We start from the raw sequence: 11,501 nt of genomic DNA, 5'->3' as shown, positions 1-11,501 counted from the left end.
CTGCAACGTCGCACCGATGTCCGACGTACGCGTCGTGGTCATCGACTGCACCGACACCGGCGCATCCCCGCCCACCGCCACCGACCCGACCTGGATCTTGCGGCTGACCCTCCGGTCGGCGAGCTTGGTCGGAACGGACGGAATTCCGAGAGAAATCGCAGTCATGCGCTGAGCATCCCCAAGGTGTGGATCAAGGTCCCGAGATCGGCGGGCTCCGGGTTTCGAGGTTACGGCACCGGCGACACCCCGGAGCACACCGCGTCCGGGAGTGCCGCGCGGAGGGACGGGCCCGGACACACACTGTGTGCCGGGCCGTCACCCAGGGTGCACCGGGCCGGTCGGGAGATCAGGAGATCTTGACCGGATTGACGATGTCGGCCACCAGCACCAGCAGCGTGAAGCAGATGAAGACGCCTGCGACGACATAGGCGATCGGCATCAGTTTGGCCACGTCGAAGGGGCCCGGGTCGGGGCGCCTGAAGACCCGCGCCACGTTGCGGCGCAGGGCCTCCCAGAGTGCTCCGGCGATGTGCCCGCCGTCGAGCGGCAGCAGGGGCAGCATGTTGAAGAGGAACAGCGAGAGATTGAAGCCGGCCAGCAGGAACAGCATCATCGCGATCTGGTTCGTCGCCGGGACGTCGAGCGTCATCACCTCGCCGCCGATCCTGGCCGCACCGACCACGCCGACCGGGGAGTCCGCTGCTCGTTCACCGTCGCCGAAGGCCGCGTTCCACAGGTCCGGGATCTTGGAGGGGAGGGCGATGATCGAGTCGACGCCGTTCTCGATCATGTCTCCCATGCGGACGACCGAGTCGCCGAAGGAGAGCGGAATGATCTCGGTCTGGGCGGCGAAGCCGAGGTAGCCGGCCGTCACGTACTGACCGGCGATCACCTCTCCCTTGGAGTCCTTCTTCGCCACCGCGTTCTTCTTCAGTACGGCGTGCAGGGTCTGTTCCTGGCCGTCACGCAGGACCGTGACGGTGGCGGGGCCGACGGTGTCGCGGATCTTGTCGGAGAGCGTGGCCCAGTCGTCGACCTTCCGGCCGTCGAAGGCGACGATCTTGTCGCCCTTCTTGAGTCCTGCGGCCTGTGCGGGCGAGACCGGGTCGGACTTCTTGCAGGTGTCGCGGTTCTCGCTCTGGGCGATCACGCACTTCTGGACACCCGCCACCTCGGTGGTCTGGGTCTGGAACCCGAAGGTCATCGCCACACCGAGGAAGATCGCGACGGCGAGGACCAGGTTCATGAACGGTCCGGCGAACATCACGATGACGCGCTTCCACGGCTTGCGCGTGTAGAAGAGGCGCTGCTCGTCACCCGGTTCGAGCTCTTCGAAGGCCGCGGACCTGGCGTCCTCGATCATGCCGCGCCACGGTGACGTGGACCGGGCCTCCAGGCGCCCGTCCGGTCCCGGCGGGAACATGCCGATCATGCGGATGTAGCCGCCGGCCGGGATGGCCTTGATCCCGTACTCGGTGTCGCCCTTCTTCCGCGACCAGACCGTCGGACCGAAGCCGACCATGTACTGGGGGACACGGATACCGAACAGCTTCGCGGTCGACAGGTGCCCCAGCTCGTGCCAGGCGATCGAGAACAGCAGCCCGATGGCGAAGACGGCGATGCCCAGAATCGTCAACAGGACCGTCGTAATACTCATGCGCGCGCCTCCGCTGTCGCTTTCGCCGAGAGTTCACGGGCCCGGGCGCGTGCCCAGGTCTCCGCTTCGAGGACGTCTGCGACCGTGAGCGAAGTTCCCGTGGCGGGGGTGCCGTGTTCGTCCACCACCGCCGTGACCGTATCCATGATTCCGTTGAACGGCAGCCGTCCCGCCAGGAAAGCGTCGACACATTCCTCGTTCGCGGCGTTGAACACGGCCGGGGCGGTGGCGCCGAGCGTGCCCACGTGCCTGGCCAGTCCCACGGACGGGAATGCCTCGTTGTCGAGGGGGAAGAACTCCCAGCTGGACGCCTTCGACCAGTCGAAGGCGGGTGCGGCGTCCGGGATGCGCTGGGGCCAGCCGAGACCGATGGCGATCGGGCCCCTCATGTCCGGGGGCGTGGCCTGGGCGAGGGTGGAGCCGTCGGTGAACTCCACCATGGAGTGGACGTACGACTGGGGGTGGACCACGACCTCGATCCGGTCGAACGGGATGTCGTAGAGGAGATGTGCCTCGATGACCTCCAGTCCCTTGTTGACCAGGGTGGCGGAGTTGATCGTGATGACCGGTCCCATGGCCCAGGTCGGGTGCGCGAGGGCCTCCTCGCGGGTGACGGCCACGAGCTCGCTCTTGGTACGTCCCCGGAAGGGGCCGCCTGACGCGGTGACGACGAGCTTGCGTACGTCGGCGCGGGTGCCCGCGGCGAGCGCCTGGAAGAGTGCGGCGTGCTCGGAGTCGACCGGGATGATCTGGCCGGGCGCGGCCAGCGCCTTGACCAGCGGGCCGCCGACGATCAGCGACTCCTTGTTGGCCAGGGCGAGCGTGCGGCCCGCCTTGAGCGCGGCGAGCGTGGGGGCGAGACCGATCGAGCCGGTGATTCCGTTGAGCACGGTGTGGCAGTCGCTCGCGGCGAGCTGGGTGGCGGCTTCGGGCCCTGCCAGGATCTCGGGGAGCGGCTCGCCCGTCCCGTACTGCTCGCGCAGCGCCTCTCGGAGCGCCGGTACGGCGTCCGGTGCGGCGACGGCCACGGTACGCACCCGCAGTTGCCGCGCCTGCTCGGCGAGGAGGGCGACCCGTCCGCCCGCGGCGGAGAGCCCGGTGACGCGGAAGCGGTCCGGATTGCGCAGCACCAGGTCGATGGCCTGGGTGCCGATGGAACCGGTGGAGCCGAGGATGACGAGATCCCGGGGGCCTTCCGCGGCGTCGAAGACGATGTGCGGGTCGGCGAGGGGGGCAGGGCTGTCGCTCATGCCCCCCATTGTTGCCGCATCGGCTGTGGGTGTGGACAGTGCGTCCCCCGCGCCGGGCCGACGCGGCCGATCTCGGCCGGTGGCCGGGGCCGTGGTCGCCGGCGGTCGCCGGCGCTCGCGCGGGCGGTCATTTCGACATGGGGTGGGCGCACAGGGCCTTGTCCTGCGCGCTGTATTCCAGATGCAGCAGCCAGTCCCTGCCCCAGCACTTGTCTCCGTCGGAGATCCAGTACTCGGCCTCGGGGGAACTGCAGCCGACCTCTTCGAGGTCCTGCTCGGGCCATTTCGCGTGGTTGCGGATGCAGTCACCGGCGGTGAACGTGGGCTGGGTGTGCGGAATCAGCTTCGGGACCACGACGGCGCCCAGGGCCAGGACCAGGGCGGCCATGATGACGAGCGCGGGCGGCCGGGCCAGGACACGGCGTCCCGGGGCGAGTTGGGGCCGCAGATGGCCCACCGGGTGGGGCAGGGCGCGGATCCGGGAGCGGGCGCCGATGTTCATCACCATCGTGACCGGCGCGGCGAACACCGACAGCAGACCCCACCAGCCCTGCCAGAGGGTGTCCGAGGTCATCCTGCGGTACGTGGCCGTTCCGCAGGTCCGGCAGAAGGCGCCTTCCTCGGTCAGGAAGCGCAGTGTGACGACGAGCCCGCGGTGTCCACGCACCACGGCGTGGACCGCCGGTATCGCACCGCAGATGTGGCACGACGCGACGGATCCGTAGGAGGGCGGCAGGTGGTGGGGCGGCGTGGACATGAGAACTCCCGGGGACGGCGTGGGCCCAGGAACCCTAGCGGCTCGTGAGTTCCGCGAACTCGGCGAAGGCCTCGTGGAATCCGGGGAACGTCTTCCGTACGCAGCCGGGGTCGTCGAATGTGACGCCCGGCACCCGCAGGCCGGCGACGGCGAACGACATGACGATGCGGTGGTCGCCGTGGGTGGCGATCTCGGTGGGGCGGGGTGTGCCGGGGTGGATCTCGATCCAGTCCGGACCCGTCCCGACCGTGATACCCATCCGCCGGAGGTTCTGGGCGCAGGCCTCCAGGCGGTCACACTCCTTCACCCGGGTGTTGCCGACATCCTCGATGCGTACCGGCCCCGAGGCGAAGGTGGCGATCGCGGCCAGCGTCGGCATGGTGTCGGAGATGTCGCGCATATTGACGGTGAGGCCCGAGAGAGATCCGCCGGAGCGGACGGTGGTGGACTCGGCGGTGGTGTGCACCTCGGCGCCCATGCGGCGCAGCACATCGACGAACCGGAGGTCGCCCTGGAGGGCGCCCGAGCCGAGGCCGGGGACGGTGATCTCGCGGCCGGTGAGGGCCGCCGCGGCGAAGAAGTAGCTCGCGGTGGAGGCGTCGGGCTCGATCGCGTAGGTGGTGGCCCGGTAGCCGCCGGGTGGCACGGTGAAGACGTTGTTGTCGTGGCCGCCGCGGGTCACCTCGACGCCGAAGCTGCGCATCATCGCGAGGGTGATCTCGATGTACGGGGCGGAGACCAGGTCGGTGACGGTGATCCGGAGCCCCTGAGCGGTCAGCGGTCCGAGCATCAGGAGCGCGGTGAGGTACTGGGAGGACTCCCCTGCGTCCAGGGCGAGTTCGCCGCCGTTGATCCCGGATGCGCTGATCCGCAGCGGGTGGTGGCCCTCGGCCGCGTCGTGGCGCAGATCGACGCCGAGCGTGCGCAGGGCCCCGGTGAGCGGGGCGAGGGGGCGGCGGCGCATCTGGGCCGAGGCGTCGAAGCGGTACGTGCCGGAGGCGGCGGCCGCGGCGAGGGTCGGCAGGAAGCGTGCCGTGGTGGCGCCGTCGCGGCAGTAGACGTCGGCGTCGGTGACGGCGGGGCCGGAGGGGCGGCCCTCGATGTGCCAGCGGTCCGCTTCCTGCCCGACCCGGTAGCCGAGGCGCGCGAGGCCTTCGGCGAAGCCCTCGGTGTCGTCCGAGCGCAGGGGCCGTACGAGGGTGCTGGTGCCGTCCGCGGCGGCGGCCAGGAACAGGGCACGCGCGGTGACGGACTTGGAGCCGGGGATGTGGATGACGGTCACGGGCCGTCATCCTGCCGTACCCCGCCCGGCCGGGCGGGGTACGTCCGGTGCGTGGACGTGCGCCCGCCCGGTGGTCCGCGGTTCAGCGAATGGGCCGGTGGACGTTGTCCCGGGCGGACGGCCCCGGGGTGGCGTCGGCGATCCACGGTCCTTCGCCGCTCGGGTCGATGATGCCTTCCTCCAGCCAGGTGTACGCACCGGACAGGACGCCGTCGACCATGCGCCGGTCCAGGTCGTCGGTGTTGGACCACAGGCGGGTGAAGAGTTCCTCGACCCGGACGCGGGACTGGTGGCAGAAGGTGTCGGCGAGCCGGTATGCCTCGCGGCCGTGGTCGTCGGAGGAGCGCAGCAGTTCGGCGCGGACGCAGGCGGCGCTCATCGCGAAGAGTTCCGCGCCGATGTCGACGATCCTGCCGAGGAAGCCCTGCTTGGTCTCCATCCGGCCCTGCCAGCGCGACATGGCGTAGAAGGTGGAGCGTGCGAGCTTGCGGGCGGAGCGTTCGACGTAGCGCAGATGGGTGGACAGGTCCGGGTGTCCGGCCGGTTTGAATTCCCCGTACGTACGAGGGAGTTGTCCTGGTCCTGCGACGAGCTTGGGCAGCCAGCGGGCGTAGAAGCCGGCCGCGTTCGCGCCCGCTTTCGCCTTGGCGGAGAGGGGTTTGTCGGGGTCGATGATGTCCCCCGCGACCTTCAGATGGGCGTCGACGGCCTCACGGGCGATCAGCAGGTGCATGATCTCGGTGGAACCCTCGAAGATCCGGTTGATCCGCAGATCGCGCAGGAGCTGTTCGGCGGGGACGGCCCGTTCGCCGCGGGCGGCGAGGGACGCGGCTGTCTCGAAGCCCCGGCCGCCGCGGATCTGGACCAGTTCGTCGGCCATCAGACAGCCCATCTCGGAGCCGAACAGCTTGGCGAGGGCCGCTTCGATCCGGATGTCGTTGCGATTCTCGTCGGCCATCTGGGAGGAGAGGTCGACCACTGCTTCGAGCGCGAAGGTGGTTGCGGCGATGAAGGAGATCTTGGCGCCGACGGCCTCGTGCCGGGCGACCGGCCTGCCCCACTGCTCACGGACCGCCGACCACTCGCGGGCGATCTTCAGACACCACTTCCCGGCGCCGACGCACATGGCGGGCAGGGAGAGCCGTCCCGTGTTGAGCGTGGTCAGGGCGATCTTGAGCCCCGCGCCTTCGGGACCGATGCGGTTCGCGGCCGGGACCCGGACCCGGTGGAAGCGGGTGACGCCGTTCTCGAGACCGCGCAGGCCCATGAAGGCGTTGCGGTTCTCGACGGTGATGCCCGGGGAGTCCGCCTCGACGACGAAGGCCGTGATGCCGCCCTTGTGGCCTTCCGACTTCGGGACGCGGGCCATCACGACGAGCAGGTCGGCGACGACACCGTTGGTCGTCCACAGCTTCACACCGTCGAGGATGTAGTCCGATCCCTCCGGAACCGCCGAGGTGGCGAGCCGGGCCGGGTCGGAGCCGACGTCCGGTTCGGTGAGGAGGAACGCCGAGATGTCGGTGCTGGCCAGCCGGGGCAGGAAGGCGTCCTTCTGCTCCTGGCTGCCGAAGAGTTTCAGCGGCTGCGGTACGCCGATGGACTGGTGGGCGGAGAGCAGCGCACCGATCGCGGGGCTGACGGAGCCGACCAGGGCGAGGGCCTTGTTGTAGTAGACCTGGGTGAGGCCGAGGCCGCCGTACTTCGGGTCGATCTTCATCCCGAGCGCGCCGAGCTCCTTGAGGCCGTTGATCACCTCGTCGGGGATCCTCGCCTCACGCTCGATGAGGGCGCTGTCGATCCTGGTTTCGCAGAAGTCCCGCAGCCGGGCGAGGAACGCCTCGCCGCGCCGGACGTCGTCCGCGGCCGGCAGCGGATGCGGATGGATCAGGTCGAGCCGGAAGCGCCCGAGGAAGAGTTCCTTGGCGAAACTGGGCTTGTGCCAGTCCTGTTCGCGCGCGGCCTCGGCCACTTGGCGCGCTTCACGCTCGGTGACCTTGGGCGTGTTCTTCGGAGCGGATGGTGCGGACATGAGGAGCTCACCTCGCCGCGTTGTGGGGTGGGCGGACGGGCCGGTCCGCGCGGAGCGCGCTTGGGCGCCTGCCGAGCCGTACCAACCGGTGCTACTTGTCCTGATGTACCCGATTACCGGCACTCCCACCATCCCCCGGACGCCGATCGGGTCGGGAGCCACTCCACTGGACAGCCCCGCGATGACACGGCGGTGAGGCCGTGAGCGGGGATGCAGAAACGGCCGGAACCTCGCACAGTGGGCCCCTTGCACCGCCCTGACCTGCAGTTCTCCTCTGATCTGCGCGAATGCTCAGCGCTTCGGCCCGTATCGCCCCGTCGCGGCCCGTCCCAAGCCGTTTCGGCCCGTCGCCATGTTCCCGCAGGAACATGTGCCTGGAACCGGACGCAGAGGGCCACCGGCGGCTGGGCCGTCGGGGGTGACCGGATCATGGCGCCCGGCTAGGGTCCGGCCTCATGTCCGAAGCCCCCGTCTTTCACGACGCGATCATCGACTCCATACTCGGCAGCGCTCGCCGCTCCACCCTCCCGTACCAACAGGCCCACCGTGGGGAGGACTTCGGTACGGCGTTCTGGTTCAACGATCTCGTCAGCAAGCAGGGCGACACGGAGACGGTCCGGCAGTACCTGGTGACCGCCGGGGCGATGACCCGGTACGACATCGCCGAGGTGCGGCTGCGGCCGGAGCTGTCCGAGTCGGCCATGAGCGCCCACGCCATCGCGATGATCAAGTTCCAGCAGGAGTGGACCCCTCTCGGTGACTCCGGTGTCGCGGTCATGCCCACCGGCGGGCTGCACGCGCTCGCCCGCCGCAAGCGGTGGGAATGGGCTACCGACGAGATCACCGACGGGCTGGCGGCGAGGGAGGAAGACGTCGCCGCCGTCGGCAGCGAGCCGCTGCCCTCGTACGTCCTGGGGCACGACGTCGGGCCGGACCGGACCGACCGGCCGCAGGCCGTCGTCGTCGGGAACGTCGTGCGGGGTGCGGACGACGGTCAGGTGTGGTGGAACGGCACGGTTCCCGTGGGGTGCGTCGGGGCGCCTGTCTTCGTCGGGGTTCCGCTCGGCGATCAGCGGTTCAAGCTGGTTTGCCTCGGTGTCGTCCTGCCCGCGGTCGGCTCACGGCATCCGGTCGCCGCATTCGACCTGATCCGTTCCGCTGTGAGGGAGTTGCCCGATCCGTCGTCACCCACGGCATCCGCCACTGCGGCAACTGCCTCCAGAAAGTGGTGGAGACGGGCGAGGTGACGGCCCGTACGGATCGGACCGAGCACCTCCATTCCCGAGGTGCTCGGCGTGGAACCAACCGCACCCGGCCGGGCAGGAGAATCGTGCGGTGCCGGCGAGCGGGTGCCGCAGTCCGTACGGGAACGTCGGGGGCGGGATGATGCTCGGCTCCGGCGGCGGCGCTGCGGCGGCTGTTCCGTCTCAACGAAGTTTGTCGTCGGCATGCCGCTGACCTGCGTGGGCCGGATTGGGTGAGACACGTGGGGTCGGTTCGTCGAGACAGACGCTTGGCTGTGACGTTGTTCAGGCAATGGGCGGCTGAAGGGCCACCGCGTCGGGCTGGTCATGACTGGGGTGGGGAGAACGGTGTCGTTCAGGCGCTGTGCGGCCGCCGGATGTCGTGGACGAGCTCGGCCGTGGCCTCCCACAGAGAACGCTGAACAGCTTCGCCTCGCCCGATTTCAGGGCACTGCAGGGGCTCGGCGGTCTTGGCGGCGAAGTAGCCACCGGCGCTGCCGGCGAACTCGGGGTCGGTCGCCAGCTTCACGATGATGTCGGCCCCGTGCTGGGGGTTGCCGATGTTCAGCGCGGCGAGGACCTTTTCCAGGGCCCCGGCGAGGGGGAGTTCACGCCCCAGGCCGGTGGCGTTGAAGCCGGGGCAGCAGCAGGTGACTGCTACGCCCGTGCCCTGGAGCTGACGGCCGAGTTCCTGGGTGAACATGATGTCCATCAGCTTGGACCGGCCGTACCGCGGGCTCGACCCGCGGCGCGTGAAGTCTGCCGTGTCGGTCAGGTCCTTCAGCGGGTCGATGGTGCCGGCCCGCAGCGAGGCCCGGGAGGCGACCGTGACGATCCGGGCGGGTGCGGATGCCGTCAGCCTGTCGCGCAGGGCGTCGGTGAGCACCCAGGGCGCGAGGTAGTTCACGGCGGTCATCTCGGCGTAGCCATCGGACGTGACCCGCGGGGAGAAGGCATGCAGGCCCGCGTTATTGATCAGTACATCGATCCGCGGATAGTGCGCAGTGATCTCCTCGCCGGCCCGGCGGACCTCGGCGAGCAGGGACAGATCGGCCGGGAAGACGTCGATCGGGGTCCCCGGCGCGACCTGCTCGATCTCCTGGCGCAGTGCATCGGCCTTCGGCCGGCTGCGGGCGACAATGCCGAGGCGGGCACCGCGGCGGGCCAGGTCGAAAGCGGCGAGCCGGCCCATGCCGTTCGTCGCACCGGTCATGACGATGACGGGCCGCACATCCATGCGATGCTCCCTCTCCGGTTAATATTGAGGTACCTCATCAATGTAACATTCGCTGAGGTACCTCACCAATCGAGAGCCGGGAGCGAACCCGGAGAGAGACCGGAGGAGCGATGGACGAGAGTGGTCGGAAGGTGACCTCCGTAGAGGTCGGGCTGCGGTACCTGTCGCTCGGGCACCACCTGCGCAAGGTGGTCGACGACGGCATGACGGCCGGCGGGCTCTCCCTTGCCCGTACGAAGGTTCTGCAGGTGCTCGACCGTCGGGGCGCCGTACGGCAGTCGGCACTGGCGCAGGAGCTCGGTCAAGCCCCTCGGTCGGTCACCCAGTCCGTCGAGGCGCTGGAGCGTGAGGGGTTGGTCGAGCGGGCAGCGGATCCCGATGACGGGCGCTCCAAGCTGGTGCGTCTCACCCCGGAGGGAGCCAAGGCGCTCACTGCGGGGACGGCAGCGGGGGAGCACATGCTGCGGGAGGTCTTCGGGGCGATGGGGCGCGAACAGCTGGTGGACCTGGACCAGCTTCTCGATGCCCTCCAGGCGGGCCTGTCGGGAGCCGCTGGAGATCTTTGACGGCCGGGGTTACGGGTCTGGTGACGGGTGACACGCGATCACGCCGTGACACTGCGGCCCCGGCGGACCCGCATACCCGCATACCCGCTGCGGACGATCCCGACCGTGGCCGCGGTGCCCTTCGTCACGGCGTGATGGATCATCGCCCCGTTCACCCGCCGCCACACACCCCTGCTGTTCCGGTTGTGGGTACGCCAGTTACCGACCTCGACGATTCGACGGTCACCGCAGGTCAGGATGCAGATGTGCAGAAACGGCCGGAGCCCCCGCACAGTGGGCCCCTCACAGCACCCTGACCTGCGATTTTCCTCTGATCTGCGTGAACTCTCAGCACTTCGGCCCGCCCTGGCCCGTCTCAAGCCGTTTCAGCCCGCCCTCGCGCTCCCGTGGGAGCACCACGGAAGCCGCGAAAGCGAAGTACGCCCTGACCTGCGGGTATCCCTCCAGTGCCCCACAAGCCCGCACCGGACGCCAAGTTGACCGAAAGCCTCGGCTCAGACTGGGACACCCATCGTGAGAATCACGTTGCCGAGCGTGGGATTTGTGGAAACGGAGGGCTTCTTGGGCATGATGGCGAACTTAACGCTGTGACTGGCTAGTGAATGCCTCTTGCTGGGCCGCACTGCCCCCGACCTGCTGCGCAGGGGCCGGTCCTCCTCAAACCGCGTTTGAGATCTCATTGGGTGGCCAGCGCAGGCCGGGCCGTCATCGCTCGTTGTCACAGGCCGCCTCTACGGTTCGCCCATGAGCGCTCCCGAGGTCATCCCGATCAGGCACGAGCCTGATTACCGCACGAGCACCATCGGGCGGTGGCAGGGCGGCCAGTTCTTCGCCTCGGTCACCGCGACCTTCCCCGAGGGCTGGAGTGGCGACAACTGGCAGTCCCAGAAACGTTGGTGCGCAGTGCTCCATCAGTTCGACGGCGCCGGCCGGCACCTGGACTCGCGCATCCAGTTCACCGGCACCACGGCGGACGGCGAAAAGAAGGCGATTACTGCCGCGCGCCAGCTGCTTGCTGAGTGGCTGGATGCTCTTCCGGAGCTGCAGTATCAGGACATTGCGATCGCACCCTTCGCCGTTCGGTTCGAGGGAGCCCTGTTCGGCCTGGTCGTGGAGGAAGACGAGGACGAGGACGACGACGACAACGGCGTGTGGGCCGAGTTCTATCCCGACGGCCTAGGCTTCAACGCGCCCTGGGACGGCCATTACGACACGTGAGCCCGAGCTGGCGAGAGGTCGCGGGCCGCTCCGGACCGCTGCTTGGTCCCTGGCCGGCCGACGTCGAAGTGGTCCAACGCGATGCCGGCATCAAAGGCTTCAAAGTAATCCCGCGGCGTTGGGTCGTGGAGCGTACTTTCGGCCGGCTCATGCACCACCGCCGATTCGCCAGGGTCATTGCATGATCGAGATCTGTCTGGGTTCGTCACGTGAGACCGAGGGCTCGTAGGGGCCGGTGGTAGTCGCGGCCGGTGTGGCGGA

10 protein-coding genes and 2 pseudogenes are annotated in these 11,501 nt (G+C 69.1%); 4 read left to right on the top strand and 8 right to left on the bottom strand.

What is annotated here, in order from left to right; genetic code table 11:
* From ACGFU7_RS46415 to ACGFU7_RS46390, 6 genes are all read right to left on the bottom strand, one after another.
* The coding region (locus ACGFU7_RS46415) for a flavodoxin-dependent (E)-4-hydroxy-3-methylbut-2-enyl-diphosphate synthase (protein ID WP_393704698.1) at positions 1-165 on the bottom strand (165 nt) is incomplete at its 3' end.
* 181 nt (positions 166-346) lie between these two features.
* Positions 347-1,657, bottom strand: a complete 1,311-nt coding sequence (locus ACGFU7_RS46410) for a M50 family metallopeptidase (RefSeq protein WP_393704696.1) — start codon at positions 1,655-1,657, stop codon at positions 347-349.
* A complete protein-coding gene (gene dxr, locus ACGFU7_RS46405; RefSeq protein ID WP_393704695.1) occupies positions 1,654-2,907 on the bottom strand; it encodes a 1-deoxy-D-xylulose-5-phosphate reductoisomerase in 1,254 nt (417 codons plus the stop codon). Before dxr ends, ACGFU7_RS46410 begins: the two co-directional genes overlap by 4 nt.
* A 127-nt stretch (positions 2,908-3,034) precedes the next feature.
* Positions 3,035-3,664 (bottom strand): hypothetical protein, encoded by a 630-nt coding sequence (locus ACGFU7_RS46400; RefSeq protein WP_393704694.1) that lies wholly within the window; start codon positions 3,662-3,664, stop codon positions 3,035-3,037.
* Positions 3,665-3,698: 34 nt separating this feature from the next.
* On the bottom strand, positions 3,699-4,946 hold the full coding sequence (aroA, locus tag ACGFU7_RS46395) for a 3-phosphoshikimate 1-carboxyvinyltransferase (RefSeq protein ID WP_393704692.1): 1,248 nt from the start codon (positions 4,944-4,946) through the stop codon (positions 3,699-3,701).
* An 82-nt stretch (positions 4,947-5,028) separates the two neighbouring features.
* Positions 5,029-6,975, bottom strand: coding sequence for an acyl-CoA dehydrogenase family protein (locus tag ACGFU7_RS46390; RefSeq protein ID WP_393704690.1), 1,947 nt, complete (start codon positions 6,973-6,975; stop codon positions 5,029-5,031).
* 455 nt (positions 6,976-7,430) lie between these two features.
* Between ACGFU7_RS46390 and ACGFU7_RS46385 the strand changes: the two genes are divergently transcribed.
* Positions 7,431-8,222: a hypothetical protein gene (locus ACGFU7_RS46385; protein WP_393704688.1), complete on the top strand. Its 792-nt coding sequence runs from the start codon at positions 7,431-7,433 to the stop codon at positions 8,220-8,222.
* A 352-nt stretch (positions 8,223-8,574) separates the two neighbouring features.
* Here the strand turns inward: ACGFU7_RS46385 and ACGFU7_RS46380 are convergent, their stop codons facing one another.
* Complete coding sequence (locus tag ACGFU7_RS46380) at positions 8,575-9,456, bottom strand: SDR family NAD(P)-dependent oxidoreductase (RefSeq protein ID WP_393704686.1); 882 nt, start codon at positions 9,454-9,456, stop codon at positions 8,575-8,577.
* Between the two features lie 110 nt (positions 9,457-9,566).
* Here ACGFU7_RS46380 and ACGFU7_RS46375 point away from each other — a divergent pair, with 110 nt between their 5' ends.
* Positions 9,567-10,022 carry a MarR family winged helix-turn-helix transcriptional regulator gene (locus tag ACGFU7_RS46375; RefSeq protein WP_393704684.1) on the top strand — a complete coding sequence of 152 codons (456 nt, stop codon included), beginning with the start codon at positions 9,567-9,569 and terminating at the stop codon, positions 10,020-10,022.
* A gap of 36 nt (positions 10,023-10,058) precedes the next feature.
* Here ACGFU7_RS46375 and ACGFU7_RS46370 read toward each other — a convergent pair.
* Positions 10,059-10,273, bottom strand: a pseudogene (locus ACGFU7_RS46370) (hypothetical protein); the annotation flags it as partial.
* Between the two features lie 493 nt (positions 10,274-10,766).
* Here ACGFU7_RS46370 and ACGFU7_RS46365 point away from each other — a divergent pair.
* Both ACGFU7_RS46365 and ACGFU7_RS46360 read left to right on the top strand, forming a co-directional pair.
* Positions 10,767-11,240 carry a hypothetical protein gene (locus ACGFU7_RS46365; protein ID WP_393704682.1) on the top strand — a complete coding sequence of 158 codons (474 nt, stop codon included), beginning with the start codon at positions 10,767-10,769 and terminating at the stop codon, positions 11,238-11,240.
* Positions 11,241-11,302: 62 nt separating this feature from the next.
* Positions 11,303-11,413: pseudogene (locus ACGFU7_RS46360) on the top strand (IS5/IS1182 family transposase); the annotation flags it as partial.
* Positions 11,414-11,501 lie beyond the last annotated feature (88 nt).

The sequence above is a fragment of the Streptomyces sp. NPDC048473 genome (assembly GCF_043200155.1).
GTDB lineage: Bacteria > Actinomycetota > Actinomycetes > Streptomycetales > Streptomycetaceae > Streptomyces.
This window is presented reverse-complemented; position numbering and strand designations above follow the sequence as displayed.